Here is a 26,394-nt window from a genome sequence, read left to right on the forward strand (position 1 = left end):
TCCGGCCGGACATGAAAAAAGCGCGCCGAAGCGCGCCTTTCCCGAAGATCTGCAGAAGACCCTTACCGGCAGGTCTTCGCGATCGCCTCCGCCAGGAGCGGCACGGTGCGCGCGTTCAGCCCAGCGATGTTCATACGGGAATCGCCCACCATGTAGATGCCGAACTCCTCGCGGATCTTCAGCACCTCCTCCGGCGTCGCGCCGATGCGGGAGAACATGCCGCGATGCTCCGCGATGAAGTCGAAGCGGTCGGAATTCGTCAGCCGCTTCAACTCGTCGGCAAGCTGGCGGCGCAGGCCGAGCATGCCTGTCCGGACCTCTTCGAGCTCCGCCATCCAGTCGGCCTTCAGCGCCGGATCGGTGAGGATCATCGTCACCAGCCGCGCCCCGTGATCGGGCGGGAAGGAATAGTTCTGGCGGTTGAGGTAGTTGAGCGTGCCCTGCGCGACCGGCGCCTGTAGCGGCGCCTCGCAGACGGCCATGAGGCAGCCGGTGCGCTCGCGATAGATGCCGAAATTCTTCGAACAGGAGGCCGCGACCAGCATTTCCGGCAGTTTCTCTGCCAGCAGCCGCGTCGCCGCCGCATCCTCCTCGAGCCCGTCACCGAACCCCTGATAGGCGAGGTCCACGAGCGCGAGAGCGCCCTTGTCCGCGATCAGCTCCGCGACTTCGCCGAACTGTTCGAGCGTCAGGTTGGCGCCAGTCGGGTTGTGGCAGCAGCCGTGCAGCAGCACGAGATCGCCGGAATTCACCTCTTTCAGGCTCTCCATCATCGCGTCGAAATCGACCGTGCAGGTCTCGCTGTCGAAATAGGCGTACTCGCGGTTCTCGAGCCCCATGAATTTCAGGATCGAGAGGTGGTTCGGCCAGGTCGGATCGGAGGTCCAGACGGTGACGTCGGGGTTCATCAGCTTCGCGAGCTCGAAAGCCTGGCGGATCGCGCCGGTGCCGCCGGGGGTGGCGATCGCGGCGACGCGGGAGTGATCGACGCTGTCGGCGAGCACGAGCGATTTCATCGCCGCGCCAAAGGCCGGATCGCCCGAAAGCGCGGTATAGCTCTTCGTCGTTTCCTCTTCCCAGAGCCTTTTCTCCGCCGCCTTCACCGCGCGCATGATCGGCGTGTGGCCATCGGAATCCTTGTAGACGCCGACGCCGAGATCGATCTTCGTCTCGCGCGGGTCTTCGCGGTAAAGCTGCATCAGTTCGAGGATCTTGTCCGCAGGTTGCGGTTTGAGAGTGCTCAGCATCACGCTTCTCCAGTTGCGACCTTGAGATCGCCATACATGCCCCATTCCGCCCAGGATCCGTCATAGAGCGAGACAGGCACGCCGAGACGGGTGAGCGCGAGGCTCAGGATTGCGGCGCTCACACCCGAGCCACAGGTGGTGATCGCCGGTTTCGTCAGATCCACGCCCGCCGCCTCGAAGATCGCGCGCAGCTCGCCGTCGGATTTCATCGTGCCATCGGGGTTGAGCACCGCGGCGGAGGGCACGTTGCGGGAATTCGGGATATGGCCGGATCGCAGGCCGGGACGGGGCTCCGGCTCCTCGCCCCGGAACCGCCCGGCGGCGCGCGCGTCGACGATCGTCTGATCCCCGAGTTTCGAGGCCGCCGCGACCTGGGTCACGTCGCGCACCAGATCGCCGCGGATCGACGTGACCATGTGGCGGTCGCGGATCACCGGCGGCTCGGCGGTGACCGGCCGTCCCTCCGCCTTCCATTTCGGCAGCCCGCCATCGAGCACGGCCACGTTCTCCTGCCCGAAATACCGGAACATCCACCACACGCGCGGCGCCGAAAAGATCCCCGCAGTGTCATAGACCACCACCTGATGCCCATCGCCGATGCCGAGCGCACGCATGCGCGACATGAATTTCTCCACCGGCGGCAGCATGTGCGGAAGCTCCGAACGCAGGTCCGCGACTTCGTCGATGTCCACGAACCGCGCGCCCGGAATATGTTCGGCCTCGTAGTCCGCGCGTGGGTCACGGGCCTCGGCGGGCATGTACCAGCTCGCGTCTATCAGCCGCAACTCCGGCGCTTTCAGATGCTCGGCGAGCCACTCGGTCGAAACGAGCGTCTTCGGATCGCTTGGGGGCATGTGCTCGGGCCTTTCCGGGATCGTGGAGGGCATGTCGGTCCCTGCCTTAGCGATCTCTCCGCAGTCGTGCAAGCGATGCGATACGCACAGGCGCGTTGCGGCGCAACATATGTGCGCGCGCTCCGCCGTCAGCCGTTCTGGCGCAGGAGACGCTGTTTCTGGCGGTTCCAGTCGCGTTTGGCCTCGGTGGCCCGCTTGTCGACATTCTTCTTGCCCTTGGCGATGCCGAGCTTGATTTTCACCTTGCCGCGATGGTTGAAATACATCACGAGCGGCACGAGCGTCATGCCCTCCCGCCCGGTCGCCTGCCAGAGCCGGGCAAGCTCGCGTTTCGACACGAGAAGCTTGCGTTTGCGCCGTTCCTCATGGGGGAACATCGCCTGCTCGTAGGGCGCGATGTAGGAATTCGTCAGCCACAGCTCGCCATCCTCGACCGAGGCATAGCTTTCGGCGATGTTGGATTGCCCGGTGCGCAGCGATTTCACCTCCGACCCGGTGAGCACGACCCCGCATTCTATGTCATCCTCGATGGCATAGTCATAGCGGGCGCGCCGGTTCTCGGCGATCACCTTGTAGTTCTTTTCTTCGGGCGTTTGCTTTTTCTTGGCCATGATGGAGCGTCAGATAAGCCCTGCGGGCGGCTCTGTCCACCGGAGTGCCACGCGCAAACCCGGCAGGGGGAGAAAAAACCGCAGGGGAGGGGCGGCGCCGCGGTCTCGGGCCGCGGATGGGACGGAGCCCCGAAAGGCTCCCGTCCCGATGTCTCAGACGCGGCGCTCAGAGAAGTCCCGCATGGGCCATCGCCGCCCTGATCGCCTCTTTCGTCTCCTCCGAGAGGGGGGTGAGCGGCAGGCGCACCTCCTCCGAACACAGGTCCAGCAGCGACATCGCGTATTTCGCGCCGCAGACGCCCGGCTCGAGGAAGATCGCGAGATGCAGCGGCATCAGCTTGTCCGTAAGGTCGAGCGCTCTGGCATAGTCGCCTGCGCGCGTGGCCGCCTGCATCTCCGCACAGAGCTTCGGCGCGACATTCGCGGTCACGGAAATGCAGCCGACGCCACCATGGGCGTTGAAGCCGAGCGCGGTCGCATCCTCGCCGGAGAGCTGGCAGAAGCCGGTGCCGCAGGCAATGCGTGTCTTCGCCACGCGCGACAGGTCTCCGGTCGCGTCCTTCACCCCCACGATGCGCGGCAGCTTCGCAAGCTCGCCCATCGTGGCGGGGGTCATGTCGATCACCGAACGGCCGGGGATGTTGTAGATCACGATCGGCAGGTCGGCCGCGTCGTGCATCGCGGTGAAATGCGCAATCAGGCCCTTCTGCGTCGGCTTGTTGTAATAGGGCGTGACCACGAGGGCGGCGTCGGCACCGACTTTCGCGGCATGTTCCATGAAGCCGATGCCTTCGACGGTATTGTTCGATCCGGCCCCGGCGATCACCGGAATGCGGCCTGCGGCGGTCTCCACCACGATCTCGATCACCCGGCGGTGCTCCTCGTGGGTGAGCGTCGGGCTCTCGCCGGTCGTGCCCACCGGCACGAGCCCGTCGGAGCCCTGTTCGACATGCCAGTCGACGAGGCGTTTGAGCGTATCGACATCCACCGCGCCGTTCTTGAACGGCGTCACCAGTGCAGGAATGGATCCTTTGAACATCGTGCGCTCCTTTTCGGGTGGACGGGGCGCGCGAGTCGCCCCTGTTGAGGTCCGGCGGAAACTAGCCGCCTTCGCGACGGTTCACAAGAATCTGTGTTGCCGTGCCGGATGAGACAGCTAAGCTCGCGCGCAACGCCCGAGCAGACCCACGAAAAACCGTTCCAGACATGTCCCGACTCCTTGCCGCGATTGCGGTTCACGCGATTGTTTTTGCAAGCCTTTTTGCGACTCCCTCCGACGCCTCCGAGGATTCGGAGGCGTTGTTGCGTGCCTATGATGCGCAATGGGCAGGCGACTGGAACCGGGCACAGCGCGAGGCGAAGGGGGTCGGGCGCGACATCATCGAATGGAACCGGCTGCGCGCCGGGCACGGGAGCTTCGCGGAGTATCGCGATTTCCTGAAGCGCAACGCGGACTGGCCGGGCCTGCCGCTTCTGGCCGAAAAGGGCGAGGCGGCCATTCCCGACGCGGCCGAGCCGCAGGCGGTCGTCGACTATCTCACCGCCTTCCCGCCGCAGACGGGCAAGGGGGCGATCCGGCTGATCGAGGCTTACGAGGCGCTCGGGCTGAAGGGCGATGCCGAGGCGCAGGCGGTGCTGAGCTGGAACACGCTTGCGATGGGGGCGGATGAGGAGGCGATCCTGCGCGCCCGCTACGCCGCCATCCTCGCTCCGCACCATGTCGCGCGTGCCGAGATGCTGCTCTGGCGCGACCGGTTCAACGATGCCGAGCGGATGCTGCCCGATTTGCCCTCCGGCTGGGACAGGCTGATCACGGCCACGGCAAAGCTCGTGCGTGACGACGCCGGCGTGGACGACGCGATTGCCGCCGTGCCCGCGTCGCTTGCCGATCATCCGGTGCTGGCGCATGCGCGTTTCGAATGGCGGGTGCGGCGCGGGCGCAACGACGATGCGGTGACGCTCATGCTGCAACGCTCCGCCGGACGGGAGGCGCTGGGCCAGCCGGAAGCCTGGGGCAACCGCCGCCGGATGCTCGCGCGTCAGATGATGCGGGACGGCAAGACGCAGATCGCCTACTCGCTGGCCGCACGCCACGGGCTCCTGCCCGAAGAGGACCACTATGCCGATCTCGAATGGCTCGCAGGCTATGTCGCGCTGCGCTATCTCGAGGATGCGCCGCTCGCGCTCGACCATTTCAACCGGTTCCGCATGTCCGTCACCACCCCGATTTCGCTCAGCCGGGCGGGCTATTGGGAGGGCCGGGCGCTCGAGGCGATGGGAGCAAAGGAGGATGCCGCCGCCGCCTATGCCTTCGGCGCGCAGTTCCAGACCGCATTCTACGGCTTGCTGTCGGCCGAAAAGATCGGCCGCGATCTCGATCCGGCGCTCACCGGGGAGCTGCGCTTCGCGGATTATCAGCAGGCCGGGTTCATGGGGTCGAGCGTGCTCAAGGCCGCGCTCCTGCTCAAGGAGGCCGGCGACCTGCCCCAGGCCGCGCGTTTCCTGCGGCATCTGGGAGAGAGCCTGACGCCGCAGGAGCTCGGACAGCTTGGCGATCTCGCGCTCGACCACGACGACTACCTCGCGGTGCTGGTCGCGAAATTCGCCGCGGATCGTGGAATCGTGCTCAATCGCGCCTATTATCCGCTGCACGCGCTGGCGAAGGCGGATCTGCCGGTCGAGCCCGCGCTCGCCCTGTCGATCGCCCGGCGCGAAAGCGAATTCTACCCGCTCGCCCGTTCCCATGTCGGCGCCCGCGGGCTGATGCAGCTCATGCCGCGGACCGGGCAGGCGATGGCCGAAAAGCTCGGCCTGGCGGGGTTCTCCGAAAAGCAGCTCGACGATCCGGTGACGAACGCGCGGCTCGGCTCGGCCTATCTCGCGCAGCTCGAGGATGAATTCGGGCGGAACGTGATCCTCGTTTCCGTCGGCTACAATGCCGGCCCCTCCCGCGCGCGGGACTGGATGCAGCGGTTCGGGGATCCGCGTTCCGGTACGGTCGATCCCGTCGACTGGATCGAGCACATTCCCTTCCGCGAGACCCAGAATTACGTGATGCGCGTGGCCGAGAGCCTCCTGGTCTACCGCGCGCGGCTGAACGGCGCGGCCGGTCCGGTGCAACTGACCGCGGAGTTGACCGAACGCTGACGAAGTCCGACGGAAAGCCGACGCTCACGGACGGGACGCCACCCGCCGCGCGCGCATGAGCGTGAAGAGCCCCGCCCCCACGACGATCGCGGCACCGAGGACGACATTGGGCAGGACCACGTCGCCGAAGATCAGGACACCGAGAACCGCGGAAAAGGGAAGCTGGAGATAGGCAAATGGTTGAATTGCCGAGGCTTCTGCCGCCTCATAGGCCTTGATCAGGAGGAAATGCGAGGAGATGGAGGTGGCACAGAGCAGGAGCATCCACAGCCAGTCCCCCGGCAGCATCGGCTCCCAGAACCAGACGCCCGCAAGCGTCGTAACCACTGCGCCCGCCACCCCCGTATAAAAGAACGTCACCTCGGCCCCATCAAACCGTGCCACATACCGATTCAGCAGGCCATAGAGCGCAAAACAGGTGGCCGAGGTCAGCGGAAAGATCGCATCGAAGGTGAAGATGCCGCTGCCCGGCCTGAGGATGACGAGCACCCCCGCAAAGCCGACGGCGACGGAGGCCCAGCGGCGCCAGCCGACACGCTCCCCGAGGATCGGCCCGGAGAGAGCGGTGACGAGAAGCGGGTAGATCGTGAAGAGCGCGGGCGCATCGACGAGACCCATGCGCACGAAAGCGGTGATCATGAGCAGCACTTCGAGCGCGAGAAGCGCGCCGCGGAAGATCTGGAGCCTGGGGCGTTCCGACCGGATCGCCCGCGCAAGCCCGCCTTTCCGCCGCATCGACATCAGGATGACGAAGGCGGCGAAGATCCAGTAACGGATCATCACGATCATGAAGACGTTGTAGGTTCCGGCGAGATGGCGCGAGATGCCGTCCTGCATCGCGAAGATGAAGGTCGCCCCGATCATCAGGGCGGTGCCGAAGAAGGGGCTGCTGCGGCTCATTTCTTCACACCGCGGCTCATATGGCGTTTGCGTCCGAAGCCGGGCGCGCGCTCGACGGCGAAGCCCGCCGCGGTCAGTTTCTGCCGCACATGGCCGGCGGCGGTATAGGTCGCGAATGTGCCGCCCGGCCGGGTGTGGCGGCCGACCTCCGCCATCAGTTCCGCTTCCCAGAGTTCGGGGTTCTTGGCGGGGGAGAACCCGTCGAGGAACCATGCGTCCGCCTCTCCGTCCCACGCCGCTAGCGTCTCGCGCGCATCGCCGGGGATCACCTCCGCCTCTACCTCCCGGATACGAAACCGCCGCGCACCGCCTTCCCAGGCGGCGAGGAAAGGCCCGGCGATCGCTGCCACTTCGGGAAAGGCCGTCAGGGCGGCGCGGATGTCGTCGCTCCGCATGGGGAAAGCCTCGAAGGACGTGAAGCGGACCGGACCGGGCCCCTCCCACAGCAGCGCGAGTGCGAGCAGGTTGAGCCCGGTGCCGAAGCCGAGTTCGGCAACGTGAAACCCCTCCGACAGCCGCGCCGGCAGATCGTTGCCGGCAAGGAAGACATGCCGCGTTTCCTCGAGCCCGGACGCGAGCGAGAAATAGGGATCGTCGAAACGGGTGGAAATCGGGATCGCGCCGTCGCGCCATGCGATGCGGGCTGTCTGGTCTTCGTGCATTCTGCGGCCTATGAGGGACAATGAGCGCGAGACTGCGCCGCAACGCAACCGGGTGCAACGGATAAAACTGCAAATGGGCAAGGCGGAAATCACGATCCACGGGGCGGGCGCCTTCGGCCTCGCCTGCGCTTACGAGGCGGCGAAACGCGGCGCGCGGGTGCGTCTTCTCGATCCAAACGGGATCGGCGCGGGATCGTCGGGCGGGGTCGTAGGCGCGCTCGCGCCCCACACGCCCGAAAGATGGAATGAGAAGAAGGAGTTCCAGTTCCGGAGCCTCCTGCTGTCGCGCGATTTCTGGCCGGAGGTCGAGGCGATGGGCGGTGTGTCGTCCGGCTACGGGCGCACGGGACGGGTTCAGGCCATTGCCGATGCGCGTCAGCTCGGCCTCGCGCGCGAGCGGGAGGCGCAGGCGAAGGAGTTCTGGCGCGGCGCCGCCGACTGGCGCGTGGTGACGCAGGGGGAGACTGGCTATTGGGCACCGCAGAGCCCGACGGGGTTTCTCGTCCACGACACGTTGTCGGCTCGGCTCAACCCCTGGCGCGCCTGTCAGGCGCTTGCCGCGGCGATCACCGCGCTCGGCGGCGAGATCGCGACAGAGGGGGCGGAAGAGGGCGCGGTGATCCATGCGACCGGCTGGCGCGGGCTGGCGGCGCTCGGCGCGGCGCTGGGCCGCGAGGTCGGCAACGGGGTGAAGGGGCAGGCGATCCTGCTCGATCTCGCGTTGCCCGAGGCGCCGCAGATTTACGGCGAGGGCCTGCATGTCATTCCCCATGCCGACGGAACCACCGCCATCGGCTCGACCTCCGAGCGGGAATTCGATGCGCCAGACACCACCGACGCTCAGGCCGACGCGCTTCTCGCCCGCGCGCTGGCCGTGGTGCCGATGCTTGCGCAGGCACGCGAGATCCGGCGCTGGGCGGGGGTGCGGCCGCGGGCACGGTCCCGCGCACCGATGCTTGGTCCCTGGCCCGGCCGCCCCGGCCATTTCGTCGCCAATGGCGGGTTCAAGATCGGCTACGGTATGGCGCCGCTCGCGGCGCAGGTGCTTGTCGAGCTGGTGCTCGAGGGGCGCGACGCGATTCCGGCGGCGTTCCGGGTCGAGGCCTCTCTGTAACACCTGCGCCGGCGGGATCTTTGCTTAATATGTCAAAACTCCACACCTTTCTGCGCCTTTACTCCGGCGCGGAAAGGGTGTTTGACAAGCTCCATCTCGGTCACGAGATCCGCGATCTCGATCAGTTCCGGCTTGGCGTTGCGCCCGGTGAGCACCACATGGGTCAGGGGCGGTTTGCGGGTGGCAAGGAAGTCGGTCACCTCCGCGATGTCGAGATAGCCGTAGCGCAGGGCGATGTTGATCTCGTCGAGCAGCACCATCCTGTTCTCGGGATCCAGGATCAGTTCCTTCGCCTTTTCCCATGCCGCCTTCGCCAACTGCGTGTCGCGGGTCTTGTCCTGCGTCTCCCAGGTGAAGCCCTCGCCCATCGTATGAAACGCGCAGATGTCGCCGAACCGTTCGGTGATGAGATCGCGTTCGCCCGTGCTCATGCCGCCCTTGATGAACTGCACGACGCCGCATCTCATGCCATGGGCGATGCAGCGGAAGATCATGCCGAACGCCGCCGAGCTCTTGCCCTTGCCCGCGCCGGTGTGGACGATGATCAAGCCCTTCTCGGCTGTCTTCGTCGCCATCATCCTGTCGCGCGCGGCCTTGATCTTGCCCATCTTCGCGGCGTGGCGGGTGTTGTCGTCCTCTGTGGTCATGGGATCCTTCAGAAAAAGAGTTTCACGAAGAGCGGGGCGAGAAGGGCGGTGAGCGCGGCGTTCAGTACCATGCCGATGCCTGCGAAGGCGCCGGCGGTTCCATGCACCTGAAAGGCGCGCGCGGTGCCGATGCCATGGGCCGCCACCCCGGTGGCGAAGCCGCGGCCGCGATAGTCGCGGATGCGCAGCAGGTTGAGAAGCGGCGTCGTCACCACCGCGCCGATCACGCCGGTGATGAGCACGAGGACGACAGTGAGCGTCGGTAGCCCTCCGATCGTCTCGGAGACGCCGATGGCGATGGGGGAGGTTGCCGCCTTTGGCACGAGCGAGAGAAGGATCTGACGGTCGAGGCCGAAGGCCGCGCCGATCGCGACACCCGATCCCATCGCCATGGCCGACCCGACGCAAAGCGCGGCGAGAAGCGGCAGGGCGCTTTCGCGGACCTTGCGCCAGTTGCTCCAGAGCGGCACGGCAAGCGCGACGGTGGCGGGGCCAAGCATGAAATGGACGAATTGCGCGCCTTCGAAATAGGTCTGGTAGCTCGTGCCGGTGGCCTCGAGCAGCGCGGCAAGCAGCAGCATGGAGATGAGGACCGGGTTCACATAGGGTTTGCGCCCGGCCAGTCGGAAACAGCCGTCGCCGATCAGATAGGCGACAAGCGTCAGCGTGAGCCAGAGGAGCGGCCCCTCGGAAAGATAGCTCCAGATGTCGATGATATCCGTCATGCGGGCGTCTCGTCCGCCACGCCGCGCAGGCGGTTGACATATTTGAAGGTGAGCGCGCCCACCCCGATAGACAGCACGGTCGAGCCGAGGAGGGCCGCGGCAAGGGGCAGGCCGATCTCGGAGAGCTGGTCGAGATACTGGACGATTCCGACACCCGCCGGAACATAGAGCAGCGAGAGGTGCGAGAGAAAGCCCGTCGCCGTGCCCTCGATCGCCGTTCCGATCGGCGGCCGCCAGAGAAGGAGCGCGGCGAGCAGTCCCATTCCGATCACCGGGCCGGGAAGCGCGATCCCGGTGATGCGGGACAACACCTCGCCCAGAAGCTGGAAGCCCAGGAAGATACCGAAATGGAGGATCATCGCATGTCCTTTCGCCGTTCCGCCGCATCTTTGCAGGGCAGGCGGGGGGCTGCAAGGCACCGTGCGCGATACGGTATGCCGCAGGTCTGGCATGGGGCGGTCGTTCGGGGGCAGGATGCTCCGTCGGCTGTCGCGGCGGTGTGAGGCACGCATACCTGTTGAAGATGCGGCGAGCATGCGATTCGGATGGGTCGGACATATTTTTTGATATATATCAATTAGATATTTGATAGATCTCCTGTGCCCTGTTCACCGTCCCGGAGACCTAGGCGTGGTGGCGGCGGGCGGGGCGGCCTGTCTTTACAGACATCTGCTCTTTTGAATTCGAATCGCTTAACTGGACTCGTCTCAAGGAGCGGATCTGCCGGGGGAAGGATGAAACTTTCGCGTATCACCACCTATCCTGTGAAAAGCGTCGCAGGGACGGACCTTGCCGCCGCACAGGTGACGCCTCTGGGTATCGACGGCGACCGGCGCTGGGCCGTGATCTATCCCAACGGCATCGTGGCGACCCGCCGCGAACTGCCGCGGCTTGCGCTCCTGAACGCGGTTTCGACCTCCTACGGTATGTCCCTGTCCTTCGAGGGGGAGCGCATGGACGTGCCTTTCCCCTCCGGCGCCCAGGTCACGGTCAGGGTCTTCTCGACCGAGGTGGAGGGGGTGGAGGATTGCGGGAATTACGCGTCGCATTTCCTGTCCTCCGCGCTCGAGCGTGAGGTGCGGCTTGTCTATTTCCCCGACAGCGCCCGGCGCCGCGTCGATCCCGCCTATGCGCCCGGTGCGCATTTCACTGCGCTGAGCGACGGCTTCCCGCTTCTCCTGACGACGCAGCCCTCGCTTCAGGAGTTGAACGCCGAACTGGCGCATCCGGTGGAAATGCGACGGTTCCGGCCCAATCTCGTCGTGTCGGGGGATTTCGGCCCCTGGGCGGAGGACAGCTGGCGGCGGATCCGGATCGGCAGGGCCGTCCTGCGCATGGTGAAGCCCTGCGAACGTTGCGTGATCACGACACAGGATCCCGCGACCGGGGAGCGCACCCACGGCAACGAACCGCTTGCGACCCTGCGACGGATCCACCGTGCGGCGACGGGCCAGATTGTTTTCGGCCAGAACCTGGTCGTGGAGGAAGAGGGCAATGTCGTCCTCGGGGATGTGGTCGAGGTGCTGGAGGCGGGGCCGTCGAACCTTCTCGACCCGAAACGCGGAGAGCCGGGACGTTTTTAATCCTTTGTTAATCCTGATCGGCGCACTGTCGGCCCATGCGACAGCTCCCGATCCTGGTCTCCGTCCTCCTCCTGTCCGGCTGTGCCGCCGACAGCCCCGGCCTCGCCGCGGCGCGATATGCCAGCGTGGACGTCGGGGAGAACAGCTATCGCGTTTATACGGAGGAAACCCGCGACTGCGTCGAGGTGCACCGGATCAATCCGGTGTTTCCGCCGCCCTCCCGGCGCCTCGTGCTGATCGAGATGGAAACCGCGGTGGTACAGGTGACGGGATGCCGTCTCGAGCGTGGTAGCTTCGTCGGCGATCAGGCCATCACGAAGGGGCGGCTCGATTGCACCGGGAGCGAGGGCGCGCCGCGCTGGGTCGAAGGCACCTGCAAGACGAGGCCGTGGGGCCGCTGGTCGCGCTGAGGGCCTGCAACGGCGGAAGGGTGCCGGCGGTGCCGCGACCCGCGCTTGCCATGTGCTGAGTTTCGGGGCATTGGCTGGGAAAAGCGCGAGAGGTCTTTGCGATGGATTATTCGAAAATGGGCGGCGCAAAGTCACCCTCCCCGGCGCCGAAACACGGCGCGCACAAGCGGCAGCAGCCGAAAGGCAAACAGGCGCCGAAGGCGGAGCTTCTGGCCCGGATGAAGGCGGCTGCGGAGAAGTCGAAGGCAAAGTGACGGGGCAGGGCGGGAAGGAACCGCGCCGCTGCCCGCGACGTCACCCTCTTCACGGAGGCGGATTCGCAATATTTTGGGGATAACTCCGCCGGTTTTCCCATATCTCGCGGTGTTCCCGTTGACACGCGCCGGCCGGTCCCGGACAGTTTTCGGATCCACGCTGAATCATCCGGAGGCCCCTCCTTGCGTTTCACCCGTCTGCGTCTCAACGGCTTCAAGAGCTTCGTCGACCCGACCGATCTCGTGATCGCGGACGGGCTGACCGGGGTCGTCGGGCCGAACGGCTGCGGGAAATCGAACCTGCTCGAGGCGCTGCGCTGGGTGATGGGGGAGAACCGGCCGAAGGCGATGCGCGGCGCGGGGATGGAGGATGTGATCTTCGCGGGTGCCGCCTCCCGGCCTGCGCGCAACTTCGCCGAGGTGGCGCTCACGATCGATAATTCCGAACGGCTCGCTCCCGCCGGATTCAACGATCAGGACAGTCTCGAAATCATCCGCCGCATCACCCGTGACGCGGGGTCGGCCTATCGTGTCAACACGAAGGACGTGCGTGCGCGCGACGTCTCGATGCTCTTCGCGGACGCCTCGACCGGGGCGCATTCGCCCGCCCTCGTGCGGCAGGGGCAGATTTCCGAACTCATCAACGCGAAGCCCACGGCGCGCCGCCGCGTGCTCGAGGAGGCCGCCGGGATCTCCGGGCTTTACCAGCGGCGGCACGAGGCCGAGCTGAAGCTCAAGGGGACGGAGACGAATCTGGCGCGCGTGGACGATGTCGTCGAACAGCTCGCAGGCCAGCTCGCCTCTCTCGCGCGTCAGGCCCGTCAGGCCGCGCGTTACCGCGAAATCGGCACGGAGTTGCGCCACGCCGAGGGGCTTTTGCACTACCGCCGCTGGCTTGATGCCGATCAGGCGCGACGCGACGCGGAGGAGGTTCTGCGCACCCGGCTCCGGCAGGCGGCGGAGGCGGAGCGGCTGGCACGCGAGGGTGCGAAGCAGCGCGAGGCGCGCGAAAGCGCCCTGCCGCCGCTGCGCGAGGAGGAGGCCATTGCCGCCGCCGTCCTCCAGCGTCTCACCGTCTCCCGCGACCAGCTTGCCGAGGAGGAGACGCGCGCCCGCGAGGCGATCGCCACCCTGACCCGCCGGATCGAACAGCTCGCCGCCGATATGGCACGCGAGGAGCAGTTGAACCGCGACGCGGACGACACCATTGCCCGGCTCGAATGGGAACAGAAGGAACTCGTCAAGGCCTCCGAAGGGCATGGCCAGCGGCTTAGCCAGTCCTCGGCGGAGGCCGCGGAGGCGAGCCAGATCCTCGCGGACCGGGAGACGGCGCTGACGCAGATGACGGAAGACGTCGCCCGCCTCGCCGCGCGACATCAATCCGCGACCCGGCTTGTGGAGGACAATCGCAAATCGCTCGAACGCGCCCGGTCGGAGGCGGATCGGGCGCGGGCGGCGGTCGCTGACGGGGAACAGGCGCTCGGCCGCTCGGCCGAGGCGCTCGACATGGCGGAGGCGGCACAGGAAGAGGCGCAGGCGCGGGCCGAGGAGACGGAGGCCGCGCTGATGGCCGCCGACGATGCCCGGACCGAGGCGCAGACGCGGGAGGCCCAGGCCCGCGCCGCCCGCTCGGAAGCCGAGGGCGAGGTCGGCGCGCTGAAGGCCGAGGTCGCGGCGCTCGCACGCATGCTCGAACGCGACCAGATCGCGGGAACGCAGATCCTCGATCTCGTGCGGGTCAAACCGGGATATGAAAAGGCCTTCGGTGCTGCCCTCTCCGACGATCTGAGACAGCCGAAGATCGAAAGCTACCAGGCCTCCGGCTGGGTTGCGCTGCCCGATTACGAGGACGAGCCGGACCTGCCGATGGGGGTGGAGCCCCTGTCCGAACACGTCGAGGTGCCGCCGGTCCTGTCCCGTCGCATCACGCAGGTCGGGCTGGTGAAGGCCGAGGAGGGGGCGCGGCTTCAGGCCGATCTCGAGTCCGGCCAGCGGCTCGTCTCGCGCGAGGGCGACATGTGGCGTTGGGACGGTTTCCGCGCCGGTGCCGAAGACGCGCCATCCGCCGCGGCACTCAGGCTGCAACAGCTCAACCGTCTCGAAGAACTGAAACAGGATCTCGTGGGTGCGGAGGCGAAGGCGGCGGGCGCGGCCCAGGCGCATGACCATCTCAAGGCGGAACTCCTCCGCCTGACCGAGGAGGATCGCGTCGCGCGCGAGGCCCGGCGCGAGGCGGATCGGGCGCTGTCGGAGGCTGCACGGGCGCTTTCGCGGGCGGAAAACGACCGAACCCTCGCCGAGGGCAAGGTCGAGACCCTGGGCCTTGCCGTGGCACGTCACGAGGACGAGGCACGCGCCTCCGAGCAGCGGCTGCGCGAGGCGGAGACGGCGCTACGCGAATTGCCCGATCTCGATGCCGCGCGGGCGGAGATCGAACAGGTCAAGCTCACGGTGGAGGCGGCGCGGATCACGATGATGACCCGGCGTTCGTCCCATGACGAGATCCGCCGCGAGGGCGAGGCCCGCACCCGCCGGTCGCAGGAGGTGACGAAGGAGCTTTCGGGCTGGCGGCACCGGCTGGAGACGGCAGGCCGGCGGATCGCGGAATTGCGTGAGCGGAAGGAAAGTTCGCAAGAGGATCTCGAGGAGGCGGCCGCCCGGCCGGAGGAGATCGCCGATCAGCGCGAGATGCTGATGGAGCAGATTGCCGCGGCGGAGACTCGGCGCGAGACGGCGGCGGATGCGCTGGCGACGGCGGAAACCGCACTGCGCGACGCGGTGAGCGCCGAGCGGGAGGCGGAGCGTGTGGCTTCCGAGGCGCGCGAGATCCGGGCTGCGGCCGAGGCCCGGCGCGATGCGGCGCGCGAAACCGTCGAGGCGGCGGTCGAGCGCATTCGCGAGGAGCTGGAAACGACACCGGCGCGGCTGCTCACGGAGCTTGACGTGGATCCGGCCACGATCCCTCCGCACGAGACGATCGAGGTGGACGTGAACCGTCTCAGGCGCCTGCGCGACAGTCTCGGCGCGGTGAACCTGCGTGCCGAGGAGGATGCGAAGGAGGTGCGCGAGGAGCACGATACCCTCGTGAAGGAAAAGGAGGATCTGGAAGAGGCGGTGAAGACGCTGCGCTCGGGCATCGCCTCGCTGAACCGGGAGGGGCGCGAACGGCTGCTGACGGCCTTCGAGCAGGTGAACGCGAATTTCACCATGCTTTTTACCCATTTGTTCGGCGGTGGCGACGCAAGGCTCATGATGGTCGAAAGCGACGATCCGCTCGAGGCCGGGCTCGAGATCATGTGCCAGCCGCCGGGCAAGAAGCTTTCGACCCTGTCGCTGCTGTCAGGGGGCGAGCAGACGCTCACGGCGCTTGCGCTGATCTTCGCGGTCTTCATGGCCAATCCCGCACCGATCTGCGTCCTCGACGAGGTCGATGCGCCGCTCGATGATGCGAATGTCACGCGGTTCTGCGACATGCTCGACGAGATGACCCAGCGCACCGATACGCGTTTCCTCGTCATCACCCACCACGCCGTGACCATGGCACGCATGGACAGGCTGTTCGGTGTGACGATGCAGGAACAGGGCGTGAGCCAGCTCGTCTCCGTCGATCTCAAGAAAGCCGAAGCTCTGGTCGCGTGACGTTTCGCGCGATCAGAGCCGGATATTCTGTTCTGGTTTGATCAAAGGCGGGAGAGCAGCGTTGTCGTCGGCCAGGCGTCCGCAGGCATCCCGAGACGGATCTGTTCCTTCTGGACCGCCTCGCGGGTCTTCTCCCCCAGGATTCCGTCGACCCCGCCCACGTCATGCCCCCGCGCCTGGAGTTTCTGCTGGAGCTGTTTCATCTGGGCCCCCGACAGGCCCGGCTCCGGATTTCCGGCCGCATAGACCGGCGCCCCCTCGAGACGGGTGGCGAAATAGGCGGCCGTGGTCACGTAGACGAAACTCTTGTTCCATTCGAAAAAGACGTCGAAATTCGGATAAGCGAGAAAGGCCGGCCCGTTGCGCCCCATCGGCAGGAGCAGCGAGGCGGGAAGGTTCGATGCCGCGAAGGAGCCGCTGCGGGGTTTCACGCCAAGCTGCGCCCAGTCGCCCACGGGCAGTTCGTGGTCGAGACCGGTTCTCGACCAGTCGAGGCCTTGCGGCACCACGACCTCCTGAAGCCAGGGTTCGTTCGGGCGCCAGCCGAGATGCCGCAGCATCTTCGCCCCGGACATGAGCGCATCGGGGGCGGAAGTCTTCAGCCGCACATGGCCGTCGCCGTCGCCGTCGACTCCGTTCTCCAGGATGTCCTTCGGCAGCATCTGGACCATGCCGATCTCTCCCGCCCAGGCACCCCTGGTGTCCGCCGGATCGAAATCTCCGTGGCGGTAGAGTTCGAGCGCGGCGAAGACCTGCGGCTGGAACAACTCCGGCCGGCGGCAGTCGTGGCTCAGGGTCATCAGGGCGTTGAGCGTGTTGAAATCGCCCTGTACCTGACCGAAGTCGGTCTCGAGCGCCCAGAAGGCGAGAAGCACGCCGCGGGATACGCCGAACTCGCGTTCGATCCGGTCGAAGACGCCCTGTTGGCGCGACGCATTGGCAGCGCCGTTCTGGATCCGGTTCTGGCTGATGACCGCGCGGGAAAACTCGATGAAATCCTTCTGGAAGATTCCCTGCGCGCGATCGGCCCGGATCACTGCGGGATCGTGGCGGGCGGAGGCGAAGAACCGGTCCACCGTCGCGGCATCGTAGCCGCGGGACATGGCTTCGTTTTTTATCTGGCTCACGAAGGAGCCGAAATCTCCCCCGCATTTGACCTGCGCCAGGGAGGGCGTGGCAAGGAGGAGGAGAGGGAGCGCAAGGCTGAGGGACCGCATGATATCACCTGTAAGACACGAGTTCGGCGTCACCCTAGCCGCGCGGGGGAGTTCAGGCAAATGACAGAATGACGAGGAGGGTGAGGCAGACGGCCCAGGCGACCCAGAGGCGCACGCAGGCGGCGTCGATGTCGTGCGGCGTCAGGGACCGGCGGCCCTCGGGATTGACCCAGGGATACTCCGTCCGCACGCCGTCATAGCTGCGCGGTCCCGACAGCGCGAGGCCGAGGCTGCGCGACAGCGCCGCTTCGGGCCAGCCAGCGTTCGGCGAGCGGTGGCGCCGCGCCTCCGCGACGATGCCGCGCCAGAGGCTCGGCGGGCGACTCCAGGGAAACAGGAGAAGCGCGGTCAGGCGCGCGGGCACGAGGTTGAGGAGATCGTCGAGCCGCGCTGCCGCCCAGCCGAAGTCGCGATGCCGCTCCGTGCGGTACCCGATCATGCTGTCGGCGGTGTTGACCGCCTTGTAGACGAGCATGCCGGGAAGGCCGAACAGCAGAAACCAGAAGGCGGGCGCGATCACCCCGTCGGAGAAATTCTCCGCCGCGGATTCGATCGCGGCCCGCGCCACCGCATCGCCGTCCATTTCGGTCGTATCCCGGCCCACGATCATCGCGACCGCGGCGCGCCCTTCGGCGAGGGAAAGTTCGAGCGCGCGGGCAACGGCGCGTACATGCTCGATCAGCGATTTATGCGCGAGAAGGATCGCGGCGCCGATCACTTCGAGGGACGGAAACCGGGCGAGGATCAGCCCCAGCGCCGCGCTTCCGAGGACCAGCCCGGCGACGAGCGCCACGCCCTTTGCCTTGCGGCCCCTCCCGCGGTTGAGGGCACGGTCGGCCCGGCCAATGAGCCGCCCGAGAAGCACCGCGGGATGCGGAACGCGAGACCAGAGCCATCCCGGCTCCCCCAGCACCGCGTCGAGCGCCATCGCGAGGGCGAGCAGGCAAGCCGTGCTCACAACGCCGCCTCGAGCTGCTGCCAGCGCTCCGGCGCGGGAAGCCCGAGCCGCAGCCAGCGCGTCGAATAGGGAAAGATCCGGGACCAGACTTTCCCGCGGGCGAGACGGTCCTGCCAGTCCTGCGCATCGTCGACTTCGTAGAGGCGGAACAGCGTGGCGCCACCCACGGATCTTGCGTCCTTCTTGTGCATTATGGCGTCAAGGCGCGCAGAATCCTGTGCCAGTCGCGCGCGGGTCGCCTGCGCCCAGCTTTCGTCCCCGAGCGCCCGCGCTCCGAGATCGAGGGCGGGGCCCGAGACAGACCACGGACCAAGAAGGTCTTCGATCGAGGGACGATCTTTGGGACGTAAGGTCTCCCGCCGTCCGATGGCGAAGCCGAGGCGCAGCCCGGCGAGCCCCCAGAACTTGCCGAAGGATTTGAGGACCACGACGCCCTGCTCGGCCGTCCGAGCGACATGCGACCGCTCCGGCATCACGTCGCAGAAGCTCTCGTCGATGATCGTCAGCGCCCGTCCGCCGAGCGCGCCGGCGGGACAGAGGCGGCCATCGGGATTGTTCGGATGGACATGGACATGAACCGGCGCGCGGGGATCCTCCCCCCCCTGCCGGCCATGGGCGCGAAAAGCGGCCGCGTGTTCGTTATAGGTCGGCCCCGGAATATGGACGCGGTCCTCTCCGCTCAGAGCGGGCATGCGCGCGATCAGGCTGGAGGCGCCGGGGGCGGCCACGATCTCCGCCGTGTCCGGCACGTTCCAGAAGGTTCGCGCGGCGCGGATCAGGCGGTCCCGTGCCGCCGTGTCGGGAAGGGCGGTCCAGCTTTCGGCGGGGATGGGACCGACCGGATAGGGCACCGGGTTGATCCCCGTCGACAGGTCGAGCCAGTCGGATTTCGGCCCGCCATACTGCGCCACGGCAGCATCGAGGCCGCCGCCGTGATCGCGTCCCCCGTTCATCGCGCCTTTCCCGCGATCCCGTCCGGAGTGTGGGGGGGGGGGGTCGCAAGGGGTGCGGGGCCGGGAGGAGGGGGCAGGAGCGTGGGTCATGGCGCCTGTTTTGCCAGCCTGCGGGACAAGCGCAAGATAAAATCTTATCTTTCGGACGTGGCGTCGCGGTGGGAATGGCGTTGACCCGGCGGACCATGCGCCGATAAGGTGGACCACCGGCTGGTCGGAAATGTTTCGAAAGGTTCGTGCCGGACTGCTGCCACGGACCTGAATCCTGAATCCATGCAAGTCCTGATTGTTGAAAGTAACCCGGATCTCGCGCGGATCTGGCAGTGCCATCTGGAAGGGCAAGGCATATCCGTGACGGCCGTCACCGGACAGGAGGAGGCGATTGCCCGGCTTCACGGTCCGGCGCCGGATCTCATTGTCCTCGATCTCGTGCTCCGCGGCGGCTCGGCCTTCGCCGTCGCAGACTACGCGCATTTCCGGCATCCCGAAACGCGCGTGATCTTCACGACGAACACGTCCTTCTTTTCAGACGGCTCGATCTTCCAGCATGCGGCGAATGCCTGTGCCTTCGTGCCGAAGCGCGTCGATCCCGACGATCTGACGGCCCTGGTGGAGCATTACGGCCAGACCGCGCCCTGACGGAGCTCAGCCTCGCCCGTGCGGCGCGTCGAAGTCGAGATCGGGCGTGATCGGGATGATCCGGTGCGGATTGATCGTGTCGTGGCTGTAATGGTAGTGGCGCACGATATGGTCGAAATGGGTCGTCTCCCGGACGCCCGGCACCTGGTAAAGCTCGCGCGTATAACCCCAGAGATTGGGATAGTCCTTCAGCATGCGCTTGTTGCATTTGAAATGGCCGTGATAGACCTTGTCGAAGCGGATCAGCGTGGTGAAGAGCCGCCAGTCCGCCTCGGTCAGCGCATCCCCCGTCAGATAGCGTTTTTCGGCAAGAATGCCCTCAATCCAGTCGAGGCTGTCGAACAGCGGGCGCACGGCCTCGTCATAGGCATCCTGTGTGGTGGCGAAGCCGGCCTTGTAGACGCCATTGTTGACCGTGTCGTAGATCCGGTCGTTGAGGGCGGCGATCTCCTCCCGCTTTTCCTCCGGCCAGAAATCCTGTGTGTCCCCAGTGATCCCGTCGAAGGCGGAATTGAACATGCGGATGATCTCCGCCGATTCGTTGGACACGATCCGGCCGCTCGCCTTGTCCCAGAGCACCGGGACGGTGACGCGGCCCGAAACCTGCGGATCGGCGGCGGTGTAGACATCGCGCAGAAAAGGCTTGCCCAGGAGCGTGTCGCCCGTCGCGCCGGGAAAGTCGGTCGAAAAGCTCCAGCCATCCCTAAGCATGTCGGGATGGACGACGGAGAGGGAGATCAGTTCCCCGAGCCCCTTCAGCGCACGGAAGATCAGCGTGCGATGCGCCCAGGGGCAGGCATAGGAGACATAGAGGTGATAGCGACCGGCCTCCGCCCTGAACCCGCCCTCGCCCGAGGGACCGGCCGATCCGTCGGCGGTGACCCAGTTGCGGAATTTCGTCGTGGTGCGTTCGAACCGCCCGCCTGACGCGGATGTGTCGTACCAGCCCGTGTTCCAGACGCCGTCTTCCAGATAGCCCATCGCTTTCTCCCTGAATGCTTCGCAGGACAGGTAGTCCAGGACGGACCGCCCGCAAATCGCTGTCACGGCGCAGTGCCGGTGCGTGACCGCACACAGCTGACGCGACGGAACGGGCGAAAGGTGAAATCCGTTAGCTTGACGGAAACCAAATGCCGGTCATTCTGGTTGTGTGAGTACCACGGTCCGCTGCCCCCGGAGGTCTGCCATGACGGATTTTCTGCCCAAAGAGGTGCTCGAGGGTCTCGAGCTCGCGCGCAGGCGCGACCTGAAGAAAAAGAACCGCCTGCGCGTGCGGGTGGGAGAGGAAACCTATCCGATCCTGCGCAGCTGGGAGACCGGTTTTGCCCTTGATCGGGAAAATACCGAGCATCTGCGCGGGCTGGTGGACGTCTATGACGGAGCCCGGCATCTCTACCAGGCGCTGATCGTTGCCGCCCGCGAGGACGGGCACGAGATGAGCTTTGACTTCAAGCGCGCGACGCAGCATCGGGAGGGACCGCCGCTCGACTACGACCGGCCGGATGACGCGCCGGTCGGTCTCCTTCCGCGCTAATCACTGGAGATCGGAAAAGGCCTCCGTCAGCCTTTCGCAGGCGCGCTCCACGAGGCTGCGCGGCATCGCGAGGTTGAAACGCAGAAAATCCTCGCCTCCCGTGCCGAAGGTGGGCCCATGGTTGGGGGCGATCCGCGCCTCCTCCTGCACGCGCCGGAGGATCTCCTCCCGCGCCATGCCGGTGCCGGAAAAGTCGACCCATGCAAGATATGTCGCCTCGAGCGGCATCGAGTGCACGCCTGGCAGCGCATTCACCGCGGCGTCGAACAGGCGGCGGTTTCCATCGAGATAGGCGGTGAGCCGGTCGACCCAGGCGGCGCCCTCGGGGCTGTAGGCGGCCATCGCCATCTCGATCCCGAAGGAATTGGGCGAAATGCCGAGCCCGGCCATCCGCGCCGCGAACCGCCCGCGCAGCGTCTCGTCGGCGATGATGACATTTCCGACATGCGAACCCGCGATGTTGAAAGTCTTCGTCGTCGCGCTCAGCATCACGAGCCGGTCTTCGACGCCGTCCACCAGCGCCATCGGCGTATGGTGATGTCCCGGCATCAGGAGGTCGTGGTGAATTTCGTCCGACACGAGGATCAGGTCGTGGCGGCGGCAGAAGTCCGCGACGCCCTCGAGTTCGGCGGGGGTCCAGACGCGCCCGCCGGGATTGTGCGGCGAGCAAAGCACGAGCATCTTTTCGCGCCCGGTCATGCGCGCGCCCCAGGCGTCGAAATCCATCTCGTACCGACCGTCGCGGAGCGCGAGCGGGCATTCCGCGACGTGCCGTCCGGCGGCTTTGATCACCCGGTGAAAGGCGTGGTAGACCGGCGTCATGAGAACGACACCGTCGCCCGGCAGGGTGAAGGCGTCGACGCACATCGCCGTGCCGTTGACAAGCCCGTGCGTCGTGAAGATCCATTCGTCCTCCACGCGCCAGCCGTGGCGCTCCCGCATCCACCACCGGATCGCCGCGTGGTAGTCGCCCGGATCCCCGTAATAGCCGTAGATGCCGTGATCGGCCATGCGGCGCACCGCGTCCTGCACCACGGCAGGCGGGCGAAAGTCCATGTCCGCGACCCACATGGCGATCCCGTCCCGCGCCGGCACGCCATAAAGCGGCTCCATCATGTCCCATTTCGCGCAATGGGTGCCGAAGCGGGGGATGACTTCGTCGAAAAGAACGTCGCTCATGGGGGCTCCTCTTGTCTCTGCCGCGGCCACGTTAGGCGCAGTCGCAGGCGGAACGAAAGGCCAAATCGGCCCGCTCAACGCGTCTCGCGGACAGTTGCGCGCGGGCCTGCCATCCACTAAATGCGTGGCATGACGCTGAAACCGATCCTCATCCATCCCGACCCGCGCCTGAAGAAGGTCTGCGATCCCGTGTCCGCTTTCGGCCGCGATCTCGCGAAGCTTGCCGACGACATGCTCGAGACCATGTATGATGCGCCGGGCATCGGCCTTGCCGCGCCGCAGGTCGGCGTGATGCAGCGGCTCCTGGTGATGGATTGCGTGAAGGAGGCCGACGGCACCCCCGCGCCGATGGTCCTCGTCAACCCGGCGGTGACCTGGAAGAGCGAGGAGCGCAATATCTATGAGGAAGGCTGCCTGTCGATCCCCGGCCAATATGCCGAGATCGAGCGCCCGAAGTCGGTGCGCGTGAGTTGGCAGGATGTCGAGGGCAAGGCGCATGAACAGGAATTCGACGCGCTCTGGGCGACCTGTGTGCAGCACGAGATCGACCACCTGGACGGGGTCTTGTTCATCGACTACCTGAAGCCGCTGAAACGCCAGATGATCACGCGCAAGATGCAGAAGCTCAAGCGCGAGCAGGCGCGGGCCTGATGGCTGTGCGGGAGATCGTGCTCTGGCCGGACGTGCGGCTGAGCACTGCCTGTGCGCCGGTTGCCGCGATCACCGACGACATTCGCGCGCTCGTCTCCGACATGTTCGAGACGATGTATCACGCGCCGGGGCGGGGTCTCGCCGCGCCGCAGGTCGGCGTGATGTCACGGCTTTTCGTGATGGATGCGACATGGAAGGAGGGGGAGCGAACGCCCTTCGTGGCGATCAATCCCGAAATCCTGTCCGTCTCCGAGGAAACCTGCGAGATGGACGAGGCCTGCCTGTCGATCCCCGGCGTCACCGCCGCCGTGACGCGCCCCGCGGGAGTTGCCCTGCGCTGGACCGATCTCGATGGAACCCGGCAGGAGCGTGCCTTCGCGGGCACCGAAGCGCGGATCGTGCAGCACGAGGCCGACCATCTCGACGGGCGGGTGCATTTCGACCGGCTCGATCCGAAGACCCGCGCCCGGCTCGAGGAGATCTACAGATGACCGCCCGCCCCTTCGTGCCCTATCCCGACCGGCGACTGAAGACGAAGGTGCCGGCGGTCGAGGCCGTCACCGACGAGATCCGCCACCTCTGGGACGACATGGTGGAGACCATGGACGCGATGCCGGGCTATGGGCTTGCCGGGCCGCAGATCGGCGTGATGCGGCAACTCGCCGTCGTCGATTGTTCGGAGGACCGCGGCAAGGCCGTCCGTATGGCCAACCCGGAGATCCTCCATGCCTCCGTGCAGATGCGCGAGCATGAGGAAGCCTCCCCGAACCTGCCGGGCGTGTCCGCCGTGATTTCCCGCCCGCGCGCGGTGACGGTGCGGTTCCTGAACACGGAGGGCGAGATCGAGGAGCGCGATTTCGTCGGGCTTTGGGCGACCTCCGTGCAGCATCAGATCGACCATCTGAACGGCAAGATGTATTTCGACCACCTGAAGCCGGTGAAGAAACAGATGTTCCTGAAAAAGGCGAAGAAGGCGGGGGCGATGCGATGAGGGTGATCTTCATGGGCAGCCCGGAATTTTCCGTGCCGGTGCTCGACGCGCTGGTGGAGGCCGGACACGACATCCTCTGCGTCTATTGCCAGCCGCCCCGGCCGGCCGGGCGCGGAAAGAAGGACCGTCCCACCCCGGTGCAGGCCCGCGCCATGTCGCTCGGCCTCCCGGTACGCCATCCGGCGAATTTTCGCGATCCCGCGGAGGTCGCGGCCTTCGCCGATCTCGGGGCCGACGTCGCGGTTGTCGTGGCCTATGGTCTCCTGCTGCCGCAATCCGTTCTCAATGCGCCGCGACACGGCTGTCTCAACATCCACGCCTCGCTCCTGCCGCGCTGGCGCGGAGCCGCGCCGATCCATCGTGCGATCCTTGCGGGCGACGCGGAGACCGGCGTCTGCATCATGCAGATGGAGGCGGGGCTCGACACCGGTCCCGTCCTCTTGCGGCGTGTGACGCAGATCGGGGAAAGCGACACCACGGCCTCCCTTCACGACCGTTTGTCGGATCTGGGCGCAAAAGCGATTGTCGAGGCACTCGCGAGGCTCCCCGAGTTGACGCCCGCGCCGCAACCGGAGGCGGGGGCTACCTATGCAAAGAAGATCGACAAGGACGAGGCCCGGATCGACTGGACGCGCCCCGCGGTGGAGATCGACCGGCAGATCCGCGGCCTCTCGCCCTTTCCCGGCGCGTGGTCCACGTTCCGCGGCGAGCGCATCAAATTCCACCTGTCGCGGGTGACCGATGGGCAGGGAGCGCCCGGCGCGGTGATCGGGGCGCTCACGATCGCCTGTGGCGAAGGGGCCGTCGAGATTCTTTCTGCGCAGCGGGAGGGAAAACGTGCTATGCAGATCGAAGAGATCCTGAGAGGTCTGGACCTGCCGGAGGGCAGTCGTTTCGAATGAGGTGAGCAGATGTTTCCGGTCCTGATCGGTACGGTGGTGATTGCGGGCATCGTGGGCTATGCCTCCGAAAAGTCCGGCTTCACCCGCAACGGCTATCTTCAGTCGATCATCATCTGCGTCGGCGGCGCATTCCTGGCCTATTTCGTCAAGCTGATGTTCGGCATCGGGTTGCGCTCGCCCGGTCTCAATGCGGTCGTCTCCTCGCTCGGCGCGCTGATCATCGTGCCGACCCACTGGCGGCGGCGGGACTGAGGACGGCCGGCAAGGGAGGCAAGTGAATGTTCAGTCTGCTCTCGATACCGGGAATGGTGGCGCGGATCCTCTTCGCGCTGGCGCTCTGGCTGATGATGCGGCCCGGCGGATGGTTCGTCGCCTGCTGCCTCGGCATCGCCGCGACCTGGTACATCAAGGCGTAGTCGGGGCCCGCGAGGTTCACGACCGCGGCGGGCGCGACTTGTAGACCGGAAGGGACCAGCCGAGGGCGAGGCTCCCCGCCCTCAGCGCAAAGGTGAGGGCCGCACAGGCGGCATAGCCGAGGATCGCGGGCGCCCCGAGGCCGTCGGCGGCGATGGCCGCGACCGCACCGGCGAGCGCCGCGGAGGCGTAGAGTTCACCATGCCTGAGCACGAGCGGCACCTCGTTGCAGACCACGTCCCGCATCAGCCCGCCGAAGCATCCGGTGGCCACGCCCATCAGCGCCACGATGACGGGCGGATGACCCTGGACAAGGGCCACGCCCGACCCCGCCGCGACGGCGATCCCGAGCGCCACGGCATCGGCCCATTCGAGCGCCTTGCGGCGGCTTTCGAGAAGATGCGCGGTGAAGAAGGTGACGGCGGCGACCGCGCAGGCAATGAGGATATAGGCCGGATCGGCGACCCAGAACACCGCCTCGCGGTTCATCAGCAGGTCGCGGATCGTCCCGCCGCCGACCGCGGTGAGGCAGGCGAGGAAGGCGAAGCCGACGATGTCGAGCTGGGCGCGCGAGGCGGCCAGCGCGCCGGTGAGGGCAAAGACGAATACGGCCCCGTAATCGAGCGCCGCGAGCAGCGTCATGCGGACGCCTTCTTGAATGGCGCCATGCCCGCGCGGGCGAGCTCGTCGGCGCGTTCGTTCTCCGGGTGGCCGGCATGGCCCTTTACCCATTCCCAGATCACGGTGTGGCGCCGCTGCGCCGCGTCGAGCCGCTGCCAGAGATCGACGTTCTTGACCGGCTTCCTGCCCGCGGTCTTCCAGCCGTTGCGCTTCCAGCCATGGATCCAGCCGGTCACGCCGTTCTTCACATAGGCGCTGTCGGTCACAACGGTGATCTCTGTCGGCCGGCCCAGCGTCTCCAGCGCGGAGATCGCCGCGAGAAGCTCCATGCGGTTGTTGGTGGTCTCGGCCTCGCCGCCCTTCAGCTCGCGTTCCTTGAGCACCCTGTCGCCCTCTTTCGCCTGCAACAGCGCGCCCCAGCCGCCGGGACCGGGATTTCCGGAGCAGGCTCCGTCGGTATATGCGTAGAATTCAGCCATGACAAAGCAGGGTGATATAGCGCCGGGCGGTGCCGTCAAGCCCCGTGCGTGTCCCGTCCGCCC

At 66.6% G+C, this 26,394-nt stretch carries 30 protein-coding genes; 14 read left to right on the top strand and 16 right to left on the bottom strand.

Features of this window, described 5'->3' with window-relative positions; genetic code table 11:
• Nucleotides 1–62: 62 nt before the first annotated feature.
• The 4 genes from P73_RS02905 to dapA all read right to left on the bottom strand — a co-directional run bounded on the left by P73_RS02905 (nucleotide 63) and on the right by dapA (nucleotide 3,751).
• On the bottom strand, nucleotides 63–1,247 hold the full coding sequence (locus P73_RS02905) for an amino acid aminotransferase (protein WP_043868374.1): 1,185 nt from the start codon (nucleotides 1,245–1,247) through the stop codon (nucleotides 63–65).
• On the bottom strand, nucleotides 1,247–2,134 hold the full coding sequence (gene sseA / locus P73_RS02910) for a 3-mercaptopyruvate sulfurtransferase (protein WP_245629227.1): 888 nt from the start codon (nucleotides 2,132–2,134) through the stop codon (nucleotides 1,247–1,249). The genes P73_RS02905 and sseA overlap by 1 nt, the downstream gene beginning before the upstream one ends.
• A gap of 95 nt (nucleotides 2,135–2,229) precedes the next feature.
• A complete protein-coding gene (gene smpB / locus P73_RS02915) occupies nucleotides 2,230–2,712 on the bottom strand; it encodes an SsrA-binding protein SmpB (RefSeq protein ID WP_043868375.1) in 483 nt (160 codons plus the stop codon).
• Nucleotides 2,713–2,878: 166 nt separating this feature from the next.
• Nucleotides 2,879–3,751 (bottom strand): 4-hydroxy-tetrahydrodipicolinate synthase, encoded by an 873-nt coding sequence (gene dapA, locus P73_RS02920; RefSeq protein WP_043868376.1) that lies wholly within the window; start codon nucleotides 3,749–3,751, stop codon nucleotides 2,879–2,881.
• Nucleotides 3,752–4,014: 263 nt separating this feature from the next.
• Between dapA and P73_RS02925 the strand changes: the two genes are divergently transcribed.
• A complete protein-coding gene (locus P73_RS02925; protein ID WP_245629228.1) occupies nucleotides 4,015–5,859 on the top strand; it encodes a lytic transglycosylase domain-containing protein in 1,845 nt (614 codons plus the stop codon).
• A 24-nt stretch (nucleotides 5,860–5,883) separates the two neighbouring features.
• On the opposite strand, the gene P73_RS02930 is transcribed toward P73_RS02925, so the two are convergent.
• Both P73_RS02930 and mnmC2 read right to left on the bottom strand, forming a co-directional pair.
• A complete protein-coding gene (locus tag P73_RS02930; RefSeq protein ID WP_043868378.1) occupies nucleotides 5,884–6,759 on the bottom strand; it encodes a DMT family transporter in 876 nt (291 codons plus the stop codon).
• A complete protein-coding gene (mnmC2, locus tag P73_RS02935) occupies nucleotides 6,756–7,421 on the bottom strand; it encodes a tRNA (5-methylaminomethyl-2-thiouridine)(34)-methyltransferase MnmC2 (protein ID WP_052453013.1) in 666 nt (221 codons plus the stop codon). Before mnmC2 ends, P73_RS02930 begins: the two co-directional genes overlap by 4 nt.
• 73 nt (nucleotides 7,422–7,494) lie before the next feature.
• Between mnmC2 and P73_RS02940 the strand changes: the two genes are divergently transcribed.
• Entirely contained in the window at nucleotides 7,495–8,535 is a 1,041-nt protein-coding gene (locus P73_RS02940) for an NAD(P)/FAD-dependent oxidoreductase (RefSeq protein ID WP_043868379.1), read from the top strand.
• Nucleotides 8,536–8,567: 32 nt separating this feature from the next.
• Here the strand turns inward: P73_RS02940 and cobO are convergent, their stop codons facing one another.
• The 3 genes from cobO to P73_RS02955 are packed head-to-tail and all read right to left on the bottom strand — an operon-like array spanning nucleotide 8,568 to nucleotide 10,266.
• Nucleotides 8,568–9,182: a cob(I)yrinic acid a,c-diamide adenosyltransferase gene (cobO, locus tag P73_RS02945; protein ID WP_043868380.1), complete on the bottom strand. Its 615-nt coding sequence runs from the start codon at nucleotides 9,180–9,182 to the stop codon at nucleotides 8,568–8,570.
• Nucleotides 9,183–9,190: 8 nt separating this feature from the next.
• A complete protein-coding gene (locus tag P73_RS02950) occupies nucleotides 9,191–9,907 on the bottom strand; it encodes an LrgB family protein (protein WP_043868381.1) in 717 nt (238 codons plus the stop codon).
• Nucleotides 9,904–10,266: a CidA/LrgA family protein gene (locus P73_RS02955; RefSeq protein WP_043868382.1), complete on the bottom strand. Its 363-nt coding sequence runs from the start codon at nucleotides 10,264–10,266 to the stop codon at nucleotides 9,904–9,906. The genes P73_RS02950 and P73_RS02955 overlap by 4 nt, the downstream gene beginning before the upstream one ends.
• A 375-nt stretch (nucleotides 10,267–10,641) precedes the next feature.
• On the opposite strand from P73_RS02955, the gene P73_RS02960 reads away from it, so the two are divergent.
• The 4 genes from P73_RS02960 to smc all read left to right on the top strand — a co-directional run bounded on the left by P73_RS02960 (nucleotide 10,642) and on the right by smc (nucleotide 15,793).
• Nucleotides 10,642–11,490 carry an MOSC domain-containing protein gene (locus P73_RS02960; protein ID WP_043868383.1) on the top strand — a complete coding sequence of 283 codons (849 nt, stop codon included), beginning with the start codon at nucleotides 10,642–10,644 and terminating at the stop codon, nucleotides 11,488–11,490.
• A 35-nt stretch (nucleotides 11,491–11,525) separates the two neighbouring features.
• Nucleotides 11,526–11,900, top strand: coding sequence for a hypothetical protein (locus P73_RS02965; protein WP_043868384.1), 375 nt, complete (start codon nucleotides 11,526–11,528; stop codon nucleotides 11,898–11,900).
• Nucleotides 11,901–12,001: 101 nt separating this feature from the next.
• On the top strand, nucleotides 12,002–12,154 hold the full coding sequence (locus tag P73_RS26150; RefSeq protein ID WP_169747676.1) for a hypothetical protein: 153 nt from the start codon (nucleotides 12,002–12,004) through the stop codon (nucleotides 12,152–12,154).
• Between the two features lie 183 nt (nucleotides 12,155–12,337).
• Nucleotides 12,338–15,793 (top strand): chromosome segregation protein SMC, encoded by a 3,456-nt coding sequence (smc, locus tag P73_RS02970; protein ID WP_043868385.1) that lies wholly within the window; start codon nucleotides 12,338–12,340, stop codon nucleotides 15,791–15,793.
• Nucleotides 15,794–15,834: 41 nt separating this feature from the next.
• Here the strand turns inward: smc and P73_RS02975 are convergent, their stop codons facing one another.
• From P73_RS02975 to P73_RS02985, 3 genes are read right to left on the bottom strand one after another with little or no spacing between them, the layout of a single operon-like run.
• Nucleotides 15,835–17,010, bottom strand: coding sequence for a lytic murein transglycosylase (locus P73_RS02975; protein ID WP_043868386.1), 1,176 nt, complete (start codon nucleotides 17,008–17,010; stop codon nucleotides 15,835–15,837).
• 52 nt (nucleotides 17,011–17,062) lie between these two features.
• Entirely contained in the window at nucleotides 17,063–17,968 is a 906-nt protein-coding gene (gene cbiB / locus P73_RS02980; protein WP_043868387.1) for an adenosylcobinamide-phosphate synthase CbiB, read from the bottom strand.
• On the bottom strand, nucleotides 17,965–18,921 hold the full coding sequence (locus P73_RS02985) for a threonine-phosphate decarboxylase (protein ID WP_043868388.1): 957 nt from the start codon (nucleotides 18,919–18,921) through the stop codon (nucleotides 17,965–17,967). The genes cbiB and P73_RS02985 overlap by 4 nt, the downstream gene beginning before the upstream one ends.
• Nucleotides 18,922–19,194: 273 nt before the next feature.
• On the opposite strand from P73_RS02985, the gene P73_RS02990 reads away from it, so the two are divergent.
• Nucleotides 19,195–19,560: a response regulator transcription factor gene (locus P73_RS02990; RefSeq protein WP_043868389.1), complete on the top strand. Its 366-nt coding sequence runs from the start codon at nucleotides 19,195–19,197 to the stop codon at nucleotides 19,558–19,560.
• Between the two features lie 6 nt (nucleotides 19,561–19,566).
• On the opposite strand, the gene P73_RS02995 is transcribed toward P73_RS02990, so the two are convergent.
• On the bottom strand, nucleotides 19,567–20,541 hold the full coding sequence (locus P73_RS02995) for a glutathione S-transferase family protein (RefSeq protein ID WP_043868390.1): 975 nt from the start codon (nucleotides 20,539–20,541) through the stop codon (nucleotides 19,567–19,569).
• A 205-nt stretch (nucleotides 20,542–20,746) separates the two neighbouring features.
• Between P73_RS02995 and P73_RS03000 the strand changes: the two genes are divergently transcribed.
• Nucleotides 20,747–21,094, top strand: a complete 348-nt coding sequence (locus tag P73_RS03000; RefSeq protein ID WP_043868391.1) for a hypothetical protein — start codon at nucleotides 20,747–20,749, stop codon at nucleotides 21,092–21,094.
• Here P73_RS03000 and P73_RS03005 read toward each other — a convergent pair whose 3' ends face one another.
• The gene (locus P73_RS03005; protein WP_043868392.1) at nucleotides 21,095–22,273 is read right to left on the bottom strand and encodes a MalY/PatB family protein; all 1,179 of its coding nucleotides are present in this window, start codon (nucleotides 22,271–22,273) and stop codon (nucleotides 21,095–21,097) included.
• Nucleotides 22,274–22,402: 129 nt separating this feature from the next.
• Between P73_RS03005 and def (P73_RS03010) the strand changes: the two genes are divergently transcribed.
• From def (P73_RS03010) to P73_RS25890, 6 genes are read left to right on the top strand one after another with little or no spacing between them, the layout of a single operon-like run.
• Nucleotides 22,403–22,924 (top strand): peptide deformylase, encoded by a 522-nt coding sequence (def, locus tag P73_RS03010; RefSeq protein WP_043868393.1) that lies wholly within the window; start codon nucleotides 22,403–22,405, stop codon nucleotides 22,922–22,924.
• Complete coding sequence (gene def, locus P73_RS03015; RefSeq protein ID WP_043868394.1) at nucleotides 22,924–23,415, top strand: peptide deformylase; 492 nt, start codon at nucleotides 22,924–22,926, stop codon at nucleotides 23,413–23,415. The genes def (P73_RS03010) and def (P73_RS03015) overlap by 1 nt, the downstream gene beginning before the upstream one ends.
• Nucleotides 23,412–23,915 carry a peptide deformylase gene (def, locus tag P73_RS03020; RefSeq protein ID WP_043868395.1) on the top strand — a complete coding sequence of 168 codons (504 nt, stop codon included), beginning with the start codon at nucleotides 23,412–23,414 and terminating at the stop codon, nucleotides 23,913–23,915. The genes def (P73_RS03015) and def (P73_RS03020) overlap by 4 nt, the downstream gene beginning before the upstream one ends.
• The gene (fmt, locus tag P73_RS03025; protein ID WP_043868396.1) at nucleotides 23,912–24,817 is read left to right on the top strand and encodes a methionyl-tRNA formyltransferase; all 906 of its coding nucleotides are present in this window, start codon (nucleotides 23,912–23,914) and stop codon (nucleotides 24,815–24,817) included. Before def (P73_RS03020) ends, fmt begins: the two co-directional genes overlap by 4 nt.
• A gap of 9 nt (nucleotides 24,818–24,826) precedes the next feature.
• On the top strand, nucleotides 24,827–25,069 hold the full coding sequence (locus P73_RS03030; protein ID WP_043868397.1) for a hypothetical protein: 243 nt from the start codon (nucleotides 24,827–24,829) through the stop codon (nucleotides 25,067–25,069).
• A gap of 26 nt (nucleotides 25,070–25,095) precedes the next feature.
• A complete protein-coding gene (locus tag P73_RS25890; protein WP_158401908.1) occupies nucleotides 25,096–25,233 on the top strand; it encodes a hypothetical protein in 138 nt (45 codons plus the stop codon).
• 16 nt (nucleotides 25,234–25,249) lie between these two features.
• On the opposite strand, the gene P73_RS03035 is transcribed toward P73_RS25890, so the two are convergent.
• Both P73_RS03035 and rnhA read right to left on the bottom strand, forming a co-directional pair.
• Nucleotides 25,250–25,873: a trimeric intracellular cation channel family protein gene (locus tag P73_RS03035; protein ID WP_043868398.1), complete on the bottom strand. Its 624-nt coding sequence runs from the start codon at nucleotides 25,871–25,873 to the stop codon at nucleotides 25,250–25,252.
• Entirely contained in the window at nucleotides 25,870–26,331 is a 462-nt protein-coding gene (gene rnhA / locus P73_RS03040) for a ribonuclease HI (protein ID WP_043868399.1), read from the bottom strand. Before rnhA ends, P73_RS03035 begins: the two co-directional genes overlap by 4 nt.
• Between the last annotated feature and the right edge of the window lie 63 nt (nucleotides 26,332–26,394).

The organism is Celeribacter indicus (assembly GCF_000819565.1).
GTDB classification, from domain to species: Bacteria; Pseudomonadota; Alphaproteobacteria; order Rhodobacterales; family Rhodobacteraceae; genus Celeribacter; species Celeribacter indicus.

Coding starts and splice junctions, on each gene's coding strand:
- cobO (WP_043868380.1), bottom strand. CDS start 9,182: ATGACCACAGAGGACGACAACACCCGCCACGCCGCGAAGATGGGCAAG.
- P73_RS03000 (WP_043868391.1), top strand. CDS start 20,747: ATGACGGATTTTCTGCCCAAAGAGGTGCTCGAGGGTCTCGAGCTCGCG.
- smpB (WP_043868375.1), bottom strand. CDS start 2,712: ATGGCCAAGAAAAAGCAAACGCCCGAAGAAAAGAACTACAAGGTGATC.
- P73_RS02955 (WP_043868382.1), bottom strand. CDS start 10,266: ATGATCCTCCATTTCGGTATCTTCCTGGGCTTCCAGCTTCTGGGCGAG.
- P73_RS02995 (WP_043868390.1), bottom strand. CDS start 20,541: ATGGGCTATCTGGAAGACGGCGTCTGGAACACGGGCTGGTACGACACA.
- dapA (WP_043868376.1), bottom strand. CDS start 3,751: ATGTTCAAAGGATCCATTCCTGCACTGGTGACGCCGTTCAAGAACGGC.
- P73_RS26150 (WP_169747676.1), top strand. CDS start 12,002: ATGGATTATTCGAAAATGGGCGGCGCAAAGTCACCCTCCCCGGCGCCG.
- P73_RS02940 (WP_043868379.1), top strand. CDS start 7,495: ATGGGCAAGGCGGAAATCACGATCCACGGGGCGGGCGCCTTCGGCCTC.
- P73_RS02965 (WP_043868384.1), top strand. CDS start 11,526: ATGCGACAGCTCCCGATCCTGGTCTCCGTCCTCCTCCTGTCCGGCTGT.
- P73_RS02960 (WP_043868383.1), top strand. CDS start 10,642: ATGAAACTTTCGCGTATCACCACCTATCCTGTGAAAAGCGTCGCAGGG.
- P73_RS02990 (WP_043868389.1), top strand. CDS start 19,195: ATGCAAGTCCTGATTGTTGAAAGTAACCCGGATCTCGCGCGGATCTGG.
- P73_RS02950 (WP_043868381.1), bottom strand. CDS start 9,907: ATGACGGATATCATCGACATCTGGAGCTATCTTTCCGAGGGGCCGCTC.
- P73_RS02975 (WP_043868386.1), bottom strand. CDS start 17,010: ATGCGGTCCCTCAGCCTTGCGCTCCCTCTCCTCCTCCTTGCCACGCCC.
- fmt (WP_043868396.1), top strand. CDS start 23,912: ATGAGGGTGATCTTCATGGGCAGCCCGGAATTTTCCGTGCCGGTGCTC.
- mnmC2 (WP_052453013.1), bottom strand. CDS start 7,421: ATGCACGAAGACCAGACAGCCCGCATCGCATGGCGCGACGGCGCGATC.
- P73_RS03035 (WP_043868398.1), bottom strand. CDS start 25,873: ATGACGCTGCTCGCGGCGCTCGATTACGGGGCCGTATTCGTCTTTGCC.
- def (WP_043868394.1), top strand. CDS start 22,924: ATGGCTGTGCGGGAGATCGTGCTCTGGCCGGACGTGCGGCTGAGCACT.
- rnhA (WP_043868399.1), bottom strand. CDS start 26,331: ATGGCTGAATTCTACGCATATACCGACGGAGCCTGCTCCGGAAATCCC.
- P73_RS02985 (WP_043868388.1), bottom strand. CDS start 18,921: ATGAACGGGGGACGCGATCACGGCGGCGGCCTCGATGCTGCCGTGGCG.
- def (WP_043868395.1), top strand. CDS start 23,412: ATGACCGCCCGCCCCTTCGTGCCCTATCCCGACCGGCGACTGAAGACG.
- P73_RS02930 (WP_043868378.1), bottom strand. CDS start 6,759: ATGAGCCGCAGCAGCCCCTTCTTCGGCACCGCCCTGATGATCGGGGCG.
- P73_RS03005 (WP_043868392.1), bottom strand. CDS start 22,273: ATGAGCGACGTTCTTTTCGACGAAGTCATCCCCCGCTTCGGCACCCAT.
- sseA (WP_245629227.1), bottom strand. CDS start 2,134: ATGCCCTCCACGATCCCGGAAAGGCCCGAGCACATGCCCCCAAGCGAT.
- P73_RS02905 (WP_043868374.1), bottom strand. CDS start 1,247: ATGCTGAGCACTCTCAAACCGCAACCTGCGGACAAGATCCTCGAACTG.
- P73_RS03030 (WP_043868397.1), top strand. CDS start 24,827: ATGTTTCCGGTCCTGATCGGTACGGTGGTGATTGCGGGCATCGTGGGC.
- def (WP_043868393.1), top strand. CDS start 22,403: ATGACGCTGAAACCGATCCTCATCCATCCCGACCCGCGCCTGAAGAAG.
- P73_RS25890 (WP_158401908.1), top strand. CDS start 25,096: ATGTTCAGTCTGCTCTCGATACCGGGAATGGTGGCGCGGATCCTCTTC.